Raw genomic sequence first — 19,044 nt, 5'->3', positions numbered from 1 at the left:
GAACACGAGACCCCATGGCCCAGCAAGGTTCTAGTTCTTACAACGCCGATGCCATCGAAGTCCTTTCCGGCCTCGACCCGGTGCGCAAACGCCCGGGCATGTATACCGACACCAGCCGGCCCAACCACCTGGCTCAGGAGGTCATCGACAATAGCGTCGACGAAGCGCTGGCCGGGCACGCTAAATCGATCCAGGTGATCCTGCATGAGGACAATTCCCTGGAGGTGCTCGACGACGGTCGCGGCATGCCGGTGGACATTCACCCAGAAGAGGGCGTGCCTGGGGTCGAGCTGATCCTGACCAAGCTGCATGCCGGTGGCAAGTTCAGCAACAAGAACTACCAGTTCTCCGGTGGCCTGCATGGCGTGGGTATCTCGGTGGTCAACGCGCTGTCGACCCGCGTGCTGGTTACGGTCAAACGCGACGGCAATGAGTACCAAATGAGCTTCGCCGACGGCTACAAGGCCAGCGATCTGGCCGTAGTCGGCACGGTGGGCAAGCGCAACACCGGGACCAGCGTGCACTTCTGGCCCGATCCCAAGTATTTCGATGCGTTCAAGTTTTCGGTCAGCCGCCTCAAACATGTGCTTAAGGCCAAAGCCGTGCTCTGTCCGGGGCTGGCCGTCAGCTTTGAAGACAAAGCCAGTGGCGAGAAAGTCGAGTGGCTGTATGAAGACGGCCTGCGTTCTTACCTGGTCGATGCGGTCAGCGAGTTTGAACGCCTGCCCAATGAACCTTTCTGCGGCAGCCTGGCGGGCAACAAAGAGGCCGTGGACTGGGCGTTGCTGTGGCTGCCGGAAGGTGGCGACGCGGTGCAGGAAAGCTACGTCAACCTGATTCCTACGGCCCAGGGCGGCACCCACGTGAACGGGCTGCGCCAGGGCCTGTTGGATGCCATGCGCGAGTTCTGCGAGTTCCGCAGTCTGCTACCGCGGGGGTCAAGCTGGCGCCGGAAGATATCTGGGAGCGCATCGCCTTCGTGCTGTCGATGAAGATGCAGGACGCGCAGTTCTCCGGGCAGACCAAAGAGCGCCTGTCGTCCCGTGAGGCGGCCGCGTTCGTCTCCGGCGTGGTGAAGGATGCCTTTAGCCTATGGCTTAACGCACACCCTGAACTCGGTCAGCAGCTTGCCGAATTGGCCATCAGCAACGCCAATCGTCGCCTTAAAGCCGGCAAGAAGGTTGAGCGCAAACGCGTTACCCAAGGGCCGGCGTTGCCCGGCAAGCTGGCCGATTGTGCCGGCCAAGATCCAATGCGCTCAGAACTGTTCCTGGTCGAGGGTGATTCCGCCGGCGGCTCGGCCAAGCAGGCGCGCGATAAAGAATTCCAAGCGATTCTGCCGCTGCGCGGGAAGATTCTAAATACCTGGGAAGTCGATGGCAGTGAAGTGCTGGCCAGTCAGGAGGTGCACAACATCGCCGTGGCGGTTGGTCTCGATCCGGGCTCCAGTGACCTTTCGCAGCTGCGCTACGGCAAGATCTGTATCCTCGCCGATGCCGACTCCGACGGCCTGCACATCGCCACCTTGCTCTGCGCCTTGTTCGTCCAGCATTTCCGCCCGTTGGTGGACGCGGGTCACGTCTATGTCGCCATGCCGCCGCTGTACCGTATCGATTTGGGCAAAGAGATTTTCTACGCCCTGGATGAAGGCGAGCGCGATGGCATTCTCGACCGTCTGGTGGCCGAGAAACGCCGAGGCAAGCCGCAGGTCACGCGCTTTAAAGGCCTCGGTGAGATGAACCCGCCGCAGCTGCGTGAAACCACCATGGACCCCAATACCCGGCGTCTGGTGCAGTTGACGCTGGAGGACTACCCCGGCACCCAGGAAGTGATGGACATGCTGCTGGCGAAGAAACGCGCCGGCGACCGTAAATCCTGGCTGGAGTCCAAGGGCAACCTGGCCGAGGTGTTGCTCTGATGCAGCGGTTGTTGGCTGTCTGCCTATTGCTTTGCTCACCTTTGCTGGCGAGTGCGGCGGCGCTGGAAGAGCTGAAATTGCTCAACGAACAGCCGGTCAGTGGCGTCAGCGGCGGCAACCTGTCCGGGCTGGCCTGGTGCGATGGCGCGCTGTGGGCGGTTTCTGATCGTGATGATCAGGAGCTGTATCGCCTGCAATCGGATGAGTCGCAGTGGCAAGCCACGGCCGAGACCTTTGTCGCGCCGCCCGTGCCGGACGTAGCGTTGCCCTGGGGGCTACGCGTGCGCAGTTGGGGCGCTGGGCTGGTGCGTGGTGGCGAGCTGGATTTCGAGGGCATCAGTTGTGATGCCGCCGGTAATCGCTACCTGGTCAGTGAGGCCCATGCCGCGGTGCTGCAGCTGCCCGTCATAGGCGAGCCCAACTGGCTGAAACTGCCTCAAGGGTTGGTGCGTCAGGCACGTGCGAGCGGCATGTTGCTGCATTTCAACTCATTGCTGGAGGGCATTGCCGTTGATCCAGCAGGCGAGCGTTTGTACTTGGCGGCCGAGCGCATGCGCCGTGGTTTGCTGGTGGTGCACAAGCAGCGCTCCATCTGGCGCTGCACCGGCGGCTGCGTGTTGTTCAGCGAGGCGGGCACCGAGCCCGCGCCCGAACAATTGGGGGCCGAAGAACAGCCCCGGGACTTCTCTGGCCTGGCCTTCCACAACGAAAAACTCTTCACCCTTGAGCGTCAGGCACACCGTATTTGCCGGCGTAACCTGAGTAATGCTGAGGTCGAGCGCTGCTGGTCGTTTGCCGCTGAGGCGCTGACGCCCGAGCGGCGCTATCCGCCGGCCTATGGCATGGCTGAAGCGTTGTGGGTGGATCAGGACGGTGCCTGGGTCGGTGTCGACAATGGCCGTTTCAGTCGCGCCGATGGTGAGTCGCGGCCGATTATCTGGCGATTTGCCGCGCCCAAAGGCGGTTGGGGCGGTAAGCCTTGAGCAGCCAGCCTGCAGGTAAGCGCGCCGGACGGGTGATGCTGGTGCTGGCCTGGGGCGCGGCGTTGTTGCTGGCGACCAAGTTCTTCGGCGATTGGGAAGACGCGCAGCGCAATCCCAATCGCACACCGGAGTCGCTGCACGGCAGTGGCTATGTGGAAGTGCGCCTGGCCAGCAGTCGGCAGGGCCACTACATGGCCGGCGGCACGATCAATGGCGAGGAGGTGACCTTTCTTCTCGATACCGGTGCGACGCAGGTTGCGGTGCCGATTGAGGTGGCGCAGCGCCTGGGTTTGCAGGCCGGAGCGGCGATTATTATCAGCACGGCCAACGGCCGCGCCACGGCGCACCGTACGCGGCTGCAGCGTTTGCAGCTGGGCGATATCGTACTGACCGATGTAGACGCCTTGATTGCCCCCGGGATGGGCGGCGATGACGTATTACTGGGCATGAGTGCCCTGAAACAACTCGAATTTACCCAGCGCGGCGGCACCTTGCTGCTGCGCCAGTCAACTTCGCAATAATCCATTTTGCAGCAACCCACTTTGCAATGAGGCACGCATGAGCGACTCCCTCGATTTGAGCCTGGACGGTGTTGAACGCCGTTCCCTTGCCGACTTTACCGAGCAGGCTTACCTCAACTACTCCATGTACGTGATCATGGACCGTGCGCTGCCGCATATTGGTGACGGCCTCAAACCCGTGCAGCGCCGCATCATCTACGCCATGAGCGAGCTGGGTCTGGACGCCGATTCCAAGCACAAGAAGTCGGCGCGTACCGTCGGCGACGTGCTTGGTAAATTCCACCCGCACGGCGACAGCGCCTGCTACGAAGCGATGGTGCTGATGGCGCAGCCGTTCAGCTACCGCTACACCCTGGTCGACGGGCAGGGTAACTGGGGGGCACCGGACGATCCCAAATCCTTCGCTGCCATGCGTTACACCGAGGCGCGCTTGTCGCGTTACGCCGAAGTGCTGCTCACCGAGCTGGGCCAGGGCACTGTCGACTGGGTGCCAAACTTCGACGGCACCATGAACGAGCCGGCTACGCTGCCGGCGCGCTTGCCCAACCTGCTGCTCAACGGCACCACCGGCATCGCCGTGGGCATGGCCACCGACGTGCCGCCGCACAACTTGCGCGAAGTCGCGACGGCCTGCATTCGCTTGCTGGACGAGCCGAATGCCACGGTTGAGCAGCTTTGCGAGCATGTGCTCGGCCCGGATTACCCGACCGAGGCGGAGATCATCACCCCGCGCGCGGACCTGCTGAAAATCTATGAGACCGGTAAGGGCTCGGTGCGCATGCGCGCCGTATACCGCGTCGAGGATGGCGATATCGTCGTCACCTCGTTGCCGCATCAAGTCTCCGGGGCCAAGGTGCTGGAGCAGATTGCCGCGCAGATGCAAGCCAAGAAGCTGCCGATGGTCGCCGACCTGCGCGACGAGTCGGACCACGAACACCCGTGCCGTATCGTCATCATTCCGCGCTCCAACCGGGTGGATGCCGACGAGCTGATGCAGCATTTGTTCGCCACCACCGAGCTGGAGTCCAGCTACCGGGTCAACACCAACGTGATTGGCCTGGACGGCAAACCGTCGGTGAAAAACCTGCGCACCCTGCTGACGGAGTGGTTGGTGTTCCGGGTGAATACCGTGCGCCGCCGCTTGCAGTTCCGCTTGGACAAGGTTGAGCGGCGCCTGCACCTGTTGGAAGGCTTGCTGACAGCTTTCCTTAATCTGGATGAAGTGATCCACATCATCCGCACCGAGGACCAGCCCAAGCCGGTGCTGATGGCGCGCTTCGGCCTCGACGATATTCAGGCCGACTACATCCTCGATACCCGTCTGCGCCAGCTCGCGCGGCTTGAGGAAATGAAGATCCGCGGTGAGCAGGACGAGCTGGCCAAGGAGCGCGACAAGCTGCAAGCCTTGCTCGGCAGCGAAGCCAAGCTGAAGAAGCTGGTGCGCAAGGAAATTCTTGAAGATGCCGAGAAGTACGGCGATGACCGTCGCTCACCGATCGTTGCTCGCGCCGAAGCCAAAGCGCTGAGCGAAACCGAGCTGATGCCGACCGAGCCGGTCACCGTGGTGATCTCGGAGAAAGGCTGGGTGCGTTGCGGCAAAGGCCATGATATCGATGCGACTGGCCTGTCATACAAAGCCGGCGATGGCTTCAAGACGGCGGCGCCAGGCCGCTCCAATCAGTTTGCGGTGTTTATCGACTCCACCGGGCGCAGTTACTCGCTGGCCGCGCATTCGCTGCCGTCCGCCCGTGGTCAGGGCGAGCCGCTGACCGGGCGGCTAACCCCACCGCCGGGCGCGACCTTCGAGTGTGTGCTGTTGCCGGAGGACAATGCGCTGTTTGTGATTGCCTCCGATGCTGGTTACGGCTTTGTGGTTAAGGGTGAAGACCTGCAAGCCAAGAACAAGGCCGGCAAGGCGCTGCTGAGCCTGCCAGCCGGTGCGCGAGTGGTCCCGCCCAAGCCGCTGGGTAACCGCGAAGAGGACTGGCTGGCAGCGGTGACCACCGAAGGGCGACTGCTGTTGTTCAAGGTCGCGGATCTGCCTCAGCTGGGTAAGGGCAAGGGCAATAAAATCATCGGCATTCCGGGTGAGCGGGTGGCTTCGCGTGAGGAATACCTCAGCGATCTAGCCGTGCTACCGCCAGGCAGCACCCTCGTACTTCAGGCTGGCAAGCGCACGCTGTCGCTCAAGTCCGATGATCTCGAACACTACAAGGGCGAGCGCGGGCGGCGCGGTAATAAGCTGCCGCGTGGTTTCCAGCGCGTCGATAGTTTGTTGGTTGAAGTTCAGGGCTAAGTGTTGGCGGCCAACCCAGCGTTCCACCCTGTGGCGCTGGAGTCGTGAGTGGCTTTCAAGGATGATACTCAGCCGCAACGCGGGTTGGCTTAAGCAACCCGCCTGCCCCTAATTTGTATGCGCGCCGGCAAATTTACCGGCTGGATGAATGAGATGACTGCACTGCGTTTTCCTGGGATTTTGCTGCTGGCTGGTGTGCTCAGCCTAGCGGGTTGTGTGCGCTATCAACAAGCGCCGCTGTACCAGCTCGACAGCGGCGATATCCGCGTACCTGCTGGCGAGCAGGGCATTGCCGTGTTGCTTGGGCCGGTGGCGATTGCTGATTATCTGCAGCGTGAGGCGCTGTTGCAGCGTCAGGCCGATGGCAGCCTGACTGCCGCAGAGAATGCGAGCTGGGCCGGTAGTCTGGCGTCTGATATCGACCAGCAGTTGGTGCGCCAGCTGGCCTCGCGTCTGGACAGTCAGCGCTTGGTGTTGGCGCCGACTACGGCGGGGTTCGTGCCGCAGGTGCGCCTGGGCTTGTCGATCACCCGTCTGGACTCCGGTCCGCAGCGACCGGCCGTGCTGGAAGCGCAATGGCGGCTGGCGGGGGCGGACGGCAAGTTGCTGGATGGGCGTTTGGTACATCTAGAAGAAGGCCACAATGGCAGCATTGTCGACCAGGTGCGGGCACAGAGTCTGGTGGTGCAGCAGTTGGTCGAGCAGCTGGCCGTGGCCGTCGAAACCCAGGGCATGCCCGCGCCTAAGGCACCAGCGCCGGTGCGTAAGCCCGCGCCGGTAAAGCCTGAACCGCCAGCTCCGCCGCGTATTCCAGTGGTTGAACCGATGCGTGGGGAAAGCGAAGTGTTCCGCTTCTAGCGATACAGCGTAGGCGCCGGTCTAGGTTTCACCGGCGTCTAGTTGCTTTCGTGCATGTGCGCCAGTTGGCGCTCCAGCAGTGATGGGTAAGGCTCTAGCAGGCGCTCCACACAGCACGCACCTTGCGGGCTGGCGATGGCGCGAATACGCGCCCGTTGGCTGATCAGCGCATCATCGGCAACCCTGCGTTCGACCAGCAACAGGTTGCGACTGTGCTGTGACAGCGCCAGCGCACTTTGGGCTGTTTCACTCAGCAGCAGGTCGCCCTGGCTAAGGTTGCTAAGGTGCTCGCCGAGCGTCAGGCCAAGTTGCAGTTGCAGGGTGATACCGCTGTCTGCCACTTCGATTTGCAAGGCATGGCCGAGGGCGCGCATCAGCTCGCCGCAGCAGATGGCGTGGGTCAGGTAATCTTCACCGCAGTCCAGTTGGTGGAACAGCATCAGGCTGCTGCCATCGCTGAGGGTGTGCAGCTCGCCCTGATAGAGCTTGGCGGCCTGGTCCAGGCAGTCGCGGTAGCGTTGCAGTAACTCCATCAGGCGTGCGCGGGGCAAGCGGCGCAGCTGTTCCTGGGCGCCTAGCTGTATCGCTAATACCGCGCTGGGTAGCGGTTGCTGTGGCGCTGGCGGTGCTGCAGGTGTGTGCTCGTCGTTATCGCGCAGCTCGGAAAACGGGTCGTCCACTGCGTTGTCGGTGCTGGTGTGCGCTGATTCGACGGTTTCGTCGAACTCATCAAAACGCTCATCGTGCAGGTTGCGCACTTCAAAATCGGGTTCGTCATCGAACGACTCATCAAGGTAGTCGTCGGCGTCTCCGCTGATCGGCTGCTCGTCGTAGAGTGGCTGCTCTTCTGGCTGTGCAGGTTTTTCTGGCACCAGGCGAGCTTGCAGCTGACGCGCCAGGTCGCCGATTTCATCCTGGCGGCCGCTACCCGGCGCCGGATCATCCGGGTCGCGCAGCCAGACGCGCAGTTGCAGCAGTGGCGTGGAAATATGCCGCCCTAGGCGCATGCTCAGTGACAGGGCCAGGGCCAGCAAAATCAGGCTGAGAATGCCCATGCTTTGCAGGCTGATGGTCATCGGTTGCTGGAACTGCTGCATGTCCAGGCTGATGCGCAATTGCCCGGCGATCACTTCCTGAAAGGTGATCGGCGTGGAGTACAGCCCTTCGGTTTCGCCGAGCATGCTCTGGGTTGGGCGTGAGCCAGCCTCCGCAAGGATGCGGTTGTCCACGCTGTAGATCGCGGCATGGGCCACCAGCGGGTTTTTCACCAAATTATTCAGCAGCACATTGAGGCTGAGGATGTCGTTGGACACCAGCAGTTCGGTGGCTGACGTGGCCGTCTGGGTAATCAGGCTGGTGCCCAGGGCTTCGGCTTGCTGCTGCATGGCATATTTAAATTGCATACCGATCACCCAGCCATAAATCACCAGGGCCAGGGCCACCAGCAATAGGCTGTGGCAGACGATACGCAGCGCCAGGGGGATGCGCTTTTGGCGCAGGGCCTGGAACAACAGCAGGAAGAAATTATCGGATTTAACGGGGGCGGGCCGGTTCACAGAGCTCGGCTCATGTCGACTGTAGGTGGCGCGCAGTATAGCGGCGCCTCGGCAGTGGGCAAAGCACCGTGCGTGGCTGTTTATCGGTGTAAATGGGTAGAATGTGCGCCTTTGCGCTGCTTGTGGTCTGTTCTGCAAGCCGCTGCCCCTTTCGCTTTAGTGGAGACCGAGCCTTGCGCGAAATCGTCCTGATCAATATCACCGGTGAAGACCGTCCCGGTTTGACCGCCGCCATCACCGGCGTACTGGCCCAGGGTGGGGTGAATATCCTCGATATTGGCCAGGCGGTGATCCATGACACGCTGTCATTCGGCATCCTGGTCGAGATACCGGATAACGAGCGCGCCTCGTCGGTGCTCAAGGACATTCTGTTTACCGCTTACAAACTCGACCAGCAGGTGCGTTTTACCCCGGTATCCGAGGCGGATTACCAGCAGTGGGTCAGCGGCCAGGGCAAGGCCCGGCATATCGTCACTTTGCTCACGCGTAAGGTCACGGCTGAACAGCTGCAGCGTGTCAGCGCGATTACTGCGCGTTATGACCTGAATATCGACCATATCGATCGCCTTTCCGGGCGGATGCCGTTGGATATGCCAGCCGAGCAGGGCAAAGGCTGCATCGAGTTTTCGGTGCGCGGCGAACCGGCCGATCCGGCGACTTTGCGTGCCGAGTTCCTTAGCGTGGCGCAGGAATTGAATGTTGATATCGCCTTCCAGCGTGATTCGTTGTATCGCCGCAATCGCCGCCTGGCGGTATTTGACATGGACTCGACGCTGATCGAGGCCGAGGTGATCGACGAGCTGGCCAAGGCGGCGGGCGTGGGTGAACAGGTCTCGGCCATTACTGAGCGTGCGATGCGCGGTGAGCTGGACTTTGCCGCCAGCTTCCGCGAGCGCCTGGCGCTGCTCAAAGGCCTGCCAGAAACCGTGCTGGCGGACATCGGTGCTTCGCTGCGCCTGACCGAGGGTGCAGAAACTCTGTTCAGCGAGCTGCGTCGCCTGGGTTACAAGACCGCGATCCTGTCCGGTGGCTTCACTTACTTCGCTAAGCAACTGCAGGCCAAGCTCGGTATCGACTACGTCTTCGCCAATGAGTTGCAGATTGTTGATGGTCTGGTCACTGGCGTGGCGGTGGAGCCAATCGTCGATGCGCAGCGCAAAGCCGATCTGCTGCGCCAGCTGGCTGCTAAAGAGGGTTTGCGTCTGGAGCAGACGATTGCCGTGGGTGATGGCGCCAATGATCTACCCATGCTGGCGATCGCCGGGTTGGGCGTGGCCTTCCGTGCCAAGCCGCTGGTCAAACAATCGGCTAAACAAGCGATCTCGACCCTGGGGTTGGACGGCATTTTGTACCTGCTCGGCTTTCGCGATCGCGACGGTCTGGAGTAAATAGCAGGTCAATAAAAAGCCGCCTTTGGGCGGCTTTTTGATTTTTGCGAAGGCTACTCGTCGTCGGCGGCGAAGTCGTAATCCATCGACTGGCTCGGGCCCTGCAAGTAGTGGCCCTGGATGTAATTGACCCCCGCTTGCCAGAGCGTGGCCAGCACGCTGGCCGTTTCGACGAAAGGCACAATGGTCAGCTTCGCCTGGGCGTGCAGGCTGGCCAACAAGGTTTTCAGCGCCTCTTGGTTCTCCGCGTTGCTCAGGTCCTGAGAGAAGGAACTGTCGACTTTGACGAAGTCGACGTGCAAGTGCTTGAGGGTGTTGAAGGGGTTCAGCGAGCAGCCAAACTGGGTCAGTGCGGTTTTGCAGTGCAGCTCGTTGAGGCCTTGCGTGATCGCCTTGGCTTGTTTCAGGTAGGCAATCGCCTCGGGCTCGCTGAACTGGAATACCAGTGAGTCCGACGGCAGGCGGGCGGCTTTCAAGGCGACGCTGAGCCACGGCAGTAGGGTTTGATCCTGCAGGCTGGCGCTCGACAAGTGCACAAATAAGCGCGTGTTGTGGCCTTTGCTGCGGTGGTCAGCGAGCAGTTTGATCGAGTTAAGAATCACCCAGCGATCAATCTTCTCCGCAAGTCCGGCATCTGTCGCCGCGTTAAACAGTTCCTTCGGTGGGATCTCTTCGCCTTGTGGGTTGATCAGGCGTAACAGCGCTTCATAGTGTTCAAAACTATCGCCGCGTAGGCTGATGATCGGCTGGAACAGCAGGCGGAAGCTGTTTTTCTCCAGCGCCTGTTGAATCATCGCAGCGATGTTGCCGCGGTTGGCTGCGGCAGCCAGTTCGTCGGCAGGGTTGAACAGTTTGATGGCGTTGCCATCAGTTAGCTCATCGGCGCAGCGGTGGGCACGGTTGACCACTTCCTGGGCCTTGGTCGTGGTCTCGTTGAGCCCGGCGACACCAACCGACAGGGTGCTTTGTACGGTGCGGCCGCTGACCTCGAACAGATGGCCTTCGACTTTTTTCAGCAAGCTGCTCAGGTGCTCGCGGCTGCTTTCTGGGCTGACGCCAGGCTGCAGCACGGTAAACACATCATCACCAAAGCGAGCCAGCTGCGCATCCGCATTGAAGTGCGCGCGCAGCAGGTTGGCCAGGTCGGTAAGTAGGATGTCGATACCCGCCAAACCGATGTCGGCGAGCAGGCTGGCGTAGTGATCAACGCGGATATACGCCAGGGTCGATGGCTGGCCCGCATTCACGGCCCGCTCGGCGGCGTGATCCATCAGCTCAAGGAAGTGGGTGCGGTTGAACAGGCCGGTGACCAGGTCCTGACTGCTGATTTCGCGCAGTTTTTCTTCCAGCTCTGCATTGCTGGTTTCGGCGCGAATCACCACTTGAATGCACGGCTCACCATCATAGGTGGCGGGGAGAAGCTCATTTGCGCCGCAAAGCGCTGGCCGTTGGCCTTCATCCCGTTGCACTTCAGTTCGGCATGACCTTCGGCGCTGTGATAACTCTTCAGGAAGTCCTTGAAGCTGGCCTGGTCGCTGCTGCTGATCAGGTCGATCATTGGCATGCCTTCCAGTTCGTCAGCATCTACGTAGGCGAACAGCTCAAGGTAAGCGCGGTTGGCATAGATGTGCATGCCTTCGTGCACGTAGGTGATGGCGTCGACGGAGCTTTCGAGCAACAGCTGGCAGCGTTTTTCGGCTTCGCGCAGGGCCACTTCCGAGGCGCGGCGAGCTCGGCGCTCTTCCAGGTTGGCCAGTTCGCGTTTAGCCACCAAGACCAGGCGCTCGTCTTCACCTTGCGGCAGGGCGTCCTGAGCGCCGAGCATCAGCGCTTCGGTGATGCTGTCAGAGTCGTTGTCGGCGAGCAGTTGGATCACCGGAATGTCTTTTGCCTGGCGGCGGATCGCGCCAATCGCCTCGCTGGGGGCAAGCTGTTCGCTGCTCGGTGCGCAAATCAGCAGGTCCCAGCTTTGCTGCAGGGCCTCGTTCAGATCATCGCTGGAGCTCAGGCGATGCACCCGTGTTGCCCGGCCTGCGTTGCGAAACAGGCTGACCAGGCGCTCGGCCTCATTTTGTGAGTCTTCGAGTATCAGTAGCCGAATGGTTTTTTTTTCAATGGCCATGGTTGGGTATCAAATCTGCGCCGAACGGGCGCGAAAAGGCGACAAAAGGGAGTGCGTCGGCAATCTACAGCGACTTCCAGAGTGAGTCAAAGTCTTCCTCCCCGCCTGGCGTGCGACCTTTCGGCGCTGTGACAGGCTTCCCTTGCTCGCTGCCGGCCTGTTCGACACCGCGGTATTCGAACTGATTGAAACTGCCGGTGCTGGTTTGTCGACGGCTGAGTACCGCGCGGTGTTCGCTGCCGTTTAGGTTGATGCTGACCTTGTTGCCTTCCTGGAAGGGGAGGCGGGCGGTAATCAGGCTTGCCGGCCGTGAAATCGCACTGATTTCCGGCAGTAAAAGTGCGCGCAGGTACTGGCTGTTCTGTTCGGCCTTGCGCACCAGCTGCAGGCCGCAGGCCTGGGCGTGCGGCGCGATCAGTTCGATACCCATTTGTGTACCGCCGCCGCGCACCTGGCGAATCCAGCGCACCACGGCAATGCTCCAGCCTTGTTGCGGCAGGCCTTGCACGCCGAGCAGTTCGCCGGCCTGGAGTTGGTTGGGTACCTCCTTCGGCCATGACAGGCAATAGCCGCCGGGGCTGATGTTGATAATGGACACTTCGAAGGTCGGGTAGCTTTCAACAGCGTTGCTTTCCGGGGTGTCGGTGCTTTTCCCGGGCTTGCTGTATTGGATCTCCTCGAAGGGCAGGCCATTTTCCCAGTGGTTGTGTTTCTGCGCATCGAAGGCATTTGACCAGATGTCCTGCGGCCCAGTGTCAGCTTTAAATACGGCGACATTGACTTCAACGGGCAGCTGCAGCACTTCATTGAACGGGCGCTTACCGGCCAGGTAGAAGTGCAGCGCACTCATGCCGATGCACAGGGTCAATGCGCCCTGGCCCTGGCTGCGTTGAAAGGTACGCTCGGCGATATCGCCCCAGGCCGCGGCTAGGTGCTGAAGCATGTCGTGGCTGAATCCCTCGGGGACGGTCAAGCGCGACTGGTTCAGGTTTTCCGCAGGCAGCAGTAAATGTTCCTTGATGGCGTCCACCAAGTGGCCGGGGTCGATCCCTAGGGCGTTGTGCAGTTCGCTCTTTTGGAACAGCGAGATGTAGCGGGGGGGCCGTCCAGTTGCGGAGCAACCGCGAACAAACTGGAGGGTTCGTCGCCCGCCTGCAGGGTGACCAGCGTACTCCACGGTTCGAGCACTTCGGCCAGGCGTGCAATGGCGCTCTGGCGCATTTGGTTGCAGCGTGCGCAGCCGAGCAGCAGGGCAACCAGGTAGCTTTGCTCGGTACTCAGGCCTTGGGTGTGTAGGGCTTGGTTGTCACGAATCATGGCCTTGTGCAGGTCGCGCTTAAGGGCTATCTGGTACAGCTGGTGCAGCTCAAGCCAGAGCCCCTCGGGAACCGGGCAGTACAGTTGGCTGGCGCGAATCAGTGGCCCGCACAGGCTGTGTGTGGCGCGCTGCAGGGCGATGGCAAGCAGCTGCTGGCGCTCGCGGCCAAGTTGGGTCGCCTGGCGCGCGACGATCAGTTTGTAGCCAATGGCCAGGTGGTTTTGCAGGGCCTGGCAGAGGTTGGCAACCTTGCGCGGACGCTCATCAAGAACAATGGCTTGCTTAAGAAAGTGTTTTTCCAACTGCTTGCAAACGAAGTAAACCTCTGGGCGAAGGATCTCCAGCAGTTGCAGGCGATTTTCCGAGGGCGTCAGCAACTGATTGAGTTCGACTAAGGCTTGGTAGAGCTGGCGTGCAGTTTCACCAATATTGGCTTTGGGCAGACCATCGACCCATTTCTTCACGTCACGAGGGCTGGCGTCGCAGAATGACAGGCTTTGCTTGTCCGGCGTGGTGACACGCAGCAGCAAGTGAGAATTCTGTTTATCCATCTAAATCGAATACTCCAGCGCACAGGCAAAACTGATCGGGTTATCAATTATGGTTCGACTCTAGCAGCATCTCGCCCGCCCCGCAGCCATGTCCTTGGCCGTATTGCCAGGCTGGCGCGGGTTGCTAATCAGTCGGAATTCGTTGGTGTGCCTGGTCTTCGTGAGCCAAGGCCCACTCTGCTCAGTCGCTCCTGCACTGTCTGCGTCTGCTGGCAGTGCAGGCTGCACATGTCAGGCGCTTGGTGAGGCGAGGCGCTGGCCCATCAGGACTGGGCTGTTGGCCGTCAGCTCTGCGGCCCATTGCACCTGTTCCGGGCCAAACAGCACGATAGCCGTGGATCCCAGCTTGAAGCGGCCCAGCTCAGCGCCTTTCTCCAGGCGGATCGGCGCGCGTGCGGCGTCATCGTACTTGAACGTCTTCAATTCGCGCTTGGGTGGGGTGACCAATCCTGCCCAGACGGTCTCGATTGATGCCACGATCATCGCCCCGACCAGCACCACCGCCATCGGGCCGCGCTCGGTGTCAAACAGGCAAACCACCCGCTCATTGCGGGCAAACAGTTCAGGCACATTCTCTGCCGTGGTTTGATTGACCGAGAACAGCCGGCCAGGCACGTAGACCATCTCTTTCAGCGTGCCGGCCAACGGCATGTGAACGCGGTGGTAGTCCTTGGGCGACAGGTAAACAGTGGCGAAATCACCGCCCATAAAGGCTGCCGCGCGCTGGGTATCACCACCCAGCAACTCGATCACGCTGAAGCTATGGCCCTTGGCCTGGAAAACCCGACCTTGTTCGATTTTGCCGAGCTGGCTGATTGCGCCGTCAGCAGGGCTGAGCACTGCACCAGGGCTGCTGTCGAGTGGGCGTGCATCCTCTTTCAAGGCGCGAGTGAAGAAATCATTGAAGTGAGCAAAGGCCGTCAGGTCTTCGACCTGGGCTTCGCTCATGTTGACCTGGTACTGCTTGGCGAACCAGCCGATCAGGCGGTTCTTGAACCAGCCAGCGCGGCATTCGGCGGCGCAGCCGATCAGGCGTGAGAGCAGATGGTGCGGCAGCAAGTACTGGCTGAGGATGAACAGGCGATCTTTCATTGGGTTTCCTTAAAAGTGGTAGGCGGTCTGGCGGGGCTCAGCGCTCGACCGGAGTGTCCGGATGGTTGCCCCACTCGCCCCAGGAGCCGGCATAGGCTTTTACCCGTGGATAACCAAGGATCTTGGCGACCAGGTAGGTAAAGCCAGAGCGGTGGTGGGTCTGGCAGTGGGTAATGATTTCTTTGTCGGGCGTGATGCCGAGGCTGTCGAGTTGCGCCTGGATGTCCTGACGAATGCGCAGTGCGCGGGACGGGTCCATGCCCGCGGTCCATTCAAAATTGACCGCGCCGGGGACATGCCCGGCTTTCTGCGCTAGGATTTTCTCGCCGCTGTATTCGCCGGGCGAGCGGGCATCCCAGATCGCCAAATCGGTGGCGCCGAGACGGCTTTGCAGGTATTCGCGGGTGGCCGTGGGTGTGGGGTCGATATTCAAACGTATGGCTTGCGTGCCGGCTGGCGGCACAGCGGTACTCAGCTCGCGTTTTTCTGCCTGCCAGGCCAGCAGGCCGCCGTCTAGGTAGTGATAGTGGCGATGGCCGATTACATCCAGCAGCCAGATAAAGCGTCCGGCCCAGCCGCCGCCCTCATCGTCATACACCACGTAGACAGCATCGGGATTATGTCCCAGCTCGCCGAACAGTTGCTCAAGCTGCGCCTGCTCAGGCAGCAAGCCGGGAGCTGGCTGCTGGCCCAGCTGAGTACGCTTGGGGTCGACAAAGCGTGCGCCAAGGATGTGGCCAGCGGCGTAGCGCGCCTGGCTGGTCAGGTCGACCAGAATCAGCTCGGGCGCCTCCAAGCGGCTGGCCAGTTGGGCGGGTTCGATCAGCAAGGGCAACTCAGCGAAGGCGGTCATGCCGGGCCTCTTTCGACGGGAAAGGACGGATTGTAGCGGAAAGCCTATCGCCCGCGGTTGGCAAAGCTGGCGAGGGCACGCTCAATGCATTGCACGGTTTTGCCGAAGCCCTGCACGCTGGTGTCGCTCAGCGCCCGGCCACCCTGGTCTGCGAAGATCAGCATGACCACGCGGTTGTTGCTGGCGATCGAGCGAATCAGCAGGTGTTCGCTGGGGAACAGGTTTTTCAACGTGCCCGGTAGTAGGGCGGAAAACTGCGCGATGTTGGCGGGGCTCAGCTTCAATTGCGCCGGGGCGCTCAGCAAGCGGCGCAGCACCTGGCTTTGCTGTGGGTCGAGGCTGAGGCTGGCTGCTGCCTTGTCTAGGCCGCTCTGCTGCTGGGCGATTAAACGGGTGTGGTTGCGATCCGCCAGCAGGATCAACACGCGCTGCATGCCGCAGGCTTGAAGGGCTTGATTGGCGCAGGCGGTGAGTTGCAGCACATTGGTAAAGGCGCTGGGTTGGGCGAGCAACTGCGCGCAATGCTGGCGCCACTCGCTGACGAGTGCGGCGCTGGGTTGTGTGGCAGTGGCTTGCAGGTGCCGCGCCGACCACGGCCACAGCAAGGCTTCGGCCGGGTGCCAGAGGTCTGAGCTGGGCATCAGGCGGGCGCTGCTGACGGCGTTCTGGTGCAACAGTTGCTGCACGTTATCGAGTGGCAGCTGCAGGAATAAGCCGGTCAGGCGCTGCCAGCGCAGGCTATGCGGGCCGTTCCAGGCATAGTGCCCAGAAATCGCCAGGCCATTGGCCAAGAGAATACTGTTGGCTGGCAGGGTCAGCCAGCGGCGCAGGTTGCTATCCGCGTCCAGGCACTGTTGCTGATGCAGCGGATGTTGATTGTCACGGGCGATGTGCAGGGCTTTGACCAGTAAGCGCCTGTCGTTGACCAGTAAGCGATACCCCTGGGTTATCCATTCCGGCAGGTTCCACTGCTCGCTCAGCGCCAGGCATAGTTTCAGCAGAGGCACGCCGAGCAACTCCTGCTCAACCTTGGTCGCCGCTTCACCGTTGACCAGCACCCGCTGTTCCCATTTATCGAACAGTTCCGGGTGAGCGGCCAGCAGGGTCCAGATTGGTGCGAGAAACAGCAGGCTGCCCCAGTGCACTTCCTGCCACAGGCGCGCCAGGCGGCCGGCGAACAGGCCGTTGGCCTGCTGGCAGGCATGCTGGCTGACCAGCAGGATCTGCCGGAGTGCCTTTGGTAGCTCCTGCTCGGGCAACGCAGGCAGGCGATTAAGCAACTCTTCGGTGCGTTTGATGCCGAGACGGCTGATGGCGGCTTCGAGGCTTTCAGTCCGCTCGCTGAGCCCGCTGCTCTTGCGGTTGGCCTCGCGCATGACGTTGAGCGCCAGGGCCGGGCAACTCTGCATTAACTCCGCCAGTTCGCGCATCGAGCGATTACTGTCCGCCAGGGCACGACGCAGCTGCTGTTGGCTGTCGGTTGAGGCAGGCAATAGCTGGCTGTCTAGCTGCTTGAGCCAGTCTGTCAGGTTGCGCGGATGGTGGGTGGGCTTAGGCATGTGTATTGAGACAAGCTGGCTTTTGACCTTAACTGGCTATAGTCTCGCGCAAAACTTCCGATAAATAGAAGGGTTGTTTTGCAAAGCCCCTTCTACCCTCTCTGGCAAGTGTCTTTCTATGGCAAAAATCATCGGCATCATTGTTGTATTCGCCAGCGTACTGGGAGGGTTTATCCTCTCGGGCGGCAAATTTATGGCGTTGGTCCATCCCTTCGAAGTGATGATCATTGGCGGCGCTGCATTGGGGGCCTTTCTGCAGGCCAACCCCGGCAGCATGTTTATGCAAGTGTTCAAGAAGTCGCTGAGCATGTTCAGCTCCCGCTTCACCCATCACTATTACCTGGATGTGCTTAAGCTGCTTTACGAAATTCTCAACAAGAGTCGCCGTGAAGGCATGATGGCCATCGAGGCTGATGTTGAAGACCCTGCCGCCAGCCCGATATTCAGCAAGTACCCCGGCATCCTCAAAGATCAGCGGATGACCGCTTTTATCTGTGATTACCTGCGCATCATGTCGTCCGGCAACATGGCCCCGCACGAGCTTGAGGGGTTGTTTGACATGGAAATCACCAGCCTCAAAGAAGAACTCGAGCACCCAGCGCATGCCGTGGCGAAGATTGCCGACGGCATGCCCGCGATGGGGATCGTGGCCGCGGTACTGGGTATTGTGATTACCATGTCGATCCTGGCCGAGGCGGATAACGCCGAGATCGGCGAGAAGGTTGGCACCGCACTGGTCGGCACCTTCCTCGGGATCCTCGCATCCTATGGCTTCTTCGGCCCACTGGCTGGCTCGCTGGAACACGATGCCAAAGAAGAACTGAACGTCTATGAGGCAATCAAGGCGGGCTTGGTGGCTTCGGCCTCAGGCATGCCGCCATCGCTGGCCGTCGAATTCTCGCGCAAAGTGTTGTTTCCGGCGCATCGGCCAAGCTTTTCCGAGCTTGAGCAAGCCATGCGTGGGAGCTAGAGCGCCGCATGGAAAACAACCAGCCGATCATCGTCAAACGCGTCAAAAAGGTTGCTGGCGGCCACCATGGTGGTGCTTGGAAAATCGCCTTTGCTGACTTCGCCACGGCGATGATGGCGTTCTTTATGGTGATGTGGCTGATGTCATCGGCCACGCCAGAGCAGAAAAAACTTATCTCCGGCTATTTTCAAGACCCCGTCGGCTTTTCCGAAAGTGCCAGCCCTTATGTGATCGACCTTGGCGGTACGCCTACCCCCGCGCCTGATAAAACGCTTAATGATGTTCCGCAGGATGAAGGTACTCCTGCCGAGGATGCGCGGGCGGATGTGGATAAGCTGCAAGCTGAGTCGATAGCCGAGGAAGTTGAGCGTGAGCGCCTGGAGTTGCTGCTGCAAGAGCTGCAAAACAAAGTGGAGGAAAACCCTCAGCTGCAGAACTTTAAGGATCAGATTCTTTTCGAAATCACCCAGGACGGCTTGCGCATCCAGATTATGGATGCTGCTAATCGGCCGATGTTTGCCTCTGGCAGTGCACGGTTGCAGCCTTATTTCGAGGACATTCTGCTGGCCATGACGGACACGATTGCGGCGGTGCCGAACAAAATCAGCGTCAGTGGCCACACGGATGCTCAGCCCTTTGCAGGGCGCGGTGGTTATGGCAACTGGGAGCTGTCCGCGGATCGCGCAAATGCGGCGCGGCGAGTCTTGGTGGCGGGTGGCTATGATGATGCGCAGGTGGCGCGTGTCGTGGGGTATGCCTCGTCGGCGTTGTTTGATCGCGAGAACCCGCTCAACCCGGTTAATCGCCGTATCGATATAGTGGTGCTGACGAAGAAGGCCCAGCGGGCCATTGAGGGCGCGCAGAGTGATGTCAGTGCAGGCGATGCGCTAGTCGCGCCTGGCGAGCCCGATGCGGCGGCGCCTAGCGCGCCGGGTGATCCGTTGCCCGATGGGCAGCTACGCGAGCGACTGAATATCTTCGAAGACGGTGTGCTGCAGTTCGATCAGCCTACCGAGTGAGCTGGCGTTTTACAGAAGGCCGCGACATGTCGCGGCCTTT

At 60.8% G+C, this 19,044-nt stretch carries 11 protein-coding genes and 3 pseudogenes; 8 read left to right on the top strand and 6 right to left on the bottom strand.

All coding sequences use genetic code 11. The annotated features are described in order from the left end of the window. Window positions 1–14 precede the first annotated feature (14 nt). The 5 genes and pseudogenes from parE (at window position 15) to ACEPAJ_RS19135 (ending at window position 6,576) form a co-directional block, all read left to right on the top strand. Window positions 15–1,918, top strand: a pseudogene (gene parE / locus ACEPAJ_RS19155) (DNA topoisomerase IV subunit B). Continuing rightward, the gene (locus tag ACEPAJ_RS19150; RefSeq protein ID WP_425917050.1) at window positions 1,918–2,901 is read left to right on the top strand and encodes an esterase-like activity of phytase family protein; all 984 of its coding nucleotides are present in this window, start codon (window positions 1,918–1,920) and stop codon (window positions 2,899–2,901) included. Before parE ends, ACEPAJ_RS19150 begins: the two are co-directional and overlap by 1 nt. Continuing rightward, entirely contained in the window at window positions 2,898–3,422 is a 525-nt protein-coding gene (locus tag ACEPAJ_RS19145; RefSeq protein WP_425917048.1) for a retropepsin-like aspartic protease family protein, read from the top strand. The genes ACEPAJ_RS19150 and ACEPAJ_RS19145 overlap by 4 nt, the downstream gene beginning before the upstream one ends. Window positions 3,423–3,459: 37 nt before the next feature. Next, window positions 3,460–5,718, top strand: coding sequence for a DNA topoisomerase IV subunit A (parC, locus tag ACEPAJ_RS19140; RefSeq protein ID WP_425917046.1), 2,259 nt, complete (start codon window positions 3,460–3,462; stop codon window positions 5,716–5,718). 153 nt (window positions 5,719–5,871) lie between these two features. Then, a complete protein-coding gene (locus tag ACEPAJ_RS19135) occupies window positions 5,872–6,576 on the top strand; it encodes a PqiC family protein (RefSeq protein WP_425917044.1) in 705 nt (234 codons plus the stop codon). Between the two features lie 38 nt (window positions 6,577–6,614). Here the strand turns inward: ACEPAJ_RS19135 and ACEPAJ_RS19130 are convergent, their stop codons facing one another. Next, complete coding sequence (locus ACEPAJ_RS19130; protein WP_425917042.1) at window positions 6,615–8,132, bottom strand: AhpA/YtjB family protein; 1,518 nt, start codon at window positions 8,130–8,132, stop codon at window positions 6,615–6,617. A 173-nt stretch (window positions 8,133–8,305) separates the two neighbouring features. On the opposite strand from ACEPAJ_RS19130, the gene serB reads away from it, so the two are divergent. Beyond that, a complete protein-coding gene (serB, locus tag ACEPAJ_RS19125) occupies window positions 8,306–9,520 on the top strand; it encodes a phosphoserine phosphatase SerB (RefSeq protein ID WP_425917040.1) in 1,215 nt (404 codons plus the stop codon). A 53-nt stretch (window positions 9,521–9,573) separates the two neighbouring features. Here the strand turns inward: serB and ACEPAJ_RS19120 are convergent. The 5 genes and pseudogenes from ACEPAJ_RS19120 to ACEPAJ_RS19100 all read right to left on the bottom strand — a co-directional run bounded on the left by ACEPAJ_RS19120 (window position 9,574) and on the right by ACEPAJ_RS19100 (window position 17,015). Continuing rightward, window positions 9,574–11,642 (bottom strand): annotated as a pseudogene (locus ACEPAJ_RS19120) (EAL domain-containing protein). A gap of 64 nt (window positions 11,643–11,706) precedes the next feature. Beyond that, window positions 11,707–13,511, bottom strand: a pseudogene (locus tag ACEPAJ_RS19115) (molecular chaperone). Between the two features lie 231 nt (window positions 13,512–13,742). Beyond that, window positions 13,743–14,603 carry an archaetidylserine decarboxylase gene (gene asd, locus ACEPAJ_RS19110; RefSeq protein WP_425917038.1) on the bottom strand — a complete coding sequence of 287 codons (861 nt, stop codon included), beginning with the start codon at window positions 14,601–14,603 and terminating at the stop codon, window positions 13,743–13,745. A 37-nt stretch (window positions 14,604–14,640) separates the two neighbouring features. After that, window positions 14,641–15,456, bottom strand: a complete 816-nt coding sequence (locus ACEPAJ_RS19105) for a rhodanese-like domain-containing protein (protein ID WP_425917036.1) — start codon at window positions 15,454–15,456, stop codon at window positions 14,641–14,643. A gap of 44 nt (window positions 15,457–15,500) precedes the next feature. Beyond that, complete coding sequence (locus ACEPAJ_RS19100; RefSeq protein ID WP_425917034.1) at window positions 15,501–17,015, bottom strand: HDOD domain-containing protein; 1,515 nt, start codon at window positions 17,013–17,015, stop codon at window positions 15,501–15,503. Window positions 17,016–17,133: 118 nt separating this feature from the next. On the opposite strand from ACEPAJ_RS19100, the gene motA reads away from it, so the two are divergent. Next, on the top strand, window positions 17,134–17,985 hold the full coding sequence (motA, locus tag ACEPAJ_RS19095) for a flagellar motor stator protein MotA (RefSeq protein WP_425917032.1): 852 nt from the start codon (window positions 17,134–17,136) through the stop codon (window positions 17,983–17,985). 8 nt (window positions 17,986–17,993) lie between these two features. Further along, complete coding sequence (gene motB / locus ACEPAJ_RS19090; protein WP_425917030.1) at window positions 17,994–19,004, top strand: flagellar motor protein MotB; 1,011 nt, start codon at window positions 17,994–17,996, stop codon at window positions 19,002–19,004. Window positions 19,005–19,044 lie beyond the last annotated feature (40 nt).

Source organism: Pseudomonas sp. GWSMS-1, assembly GCF_049847425.1.
Classification (GTDB): Bacteria; Pseudomonadota; Gammaproteobacteria; order Pseudomonadales; family Pseudomonadaceae; genus Aquipseudomonas.
This window is presented reverse-complemented; position numbering and strand designations above follow the sequence as displayed.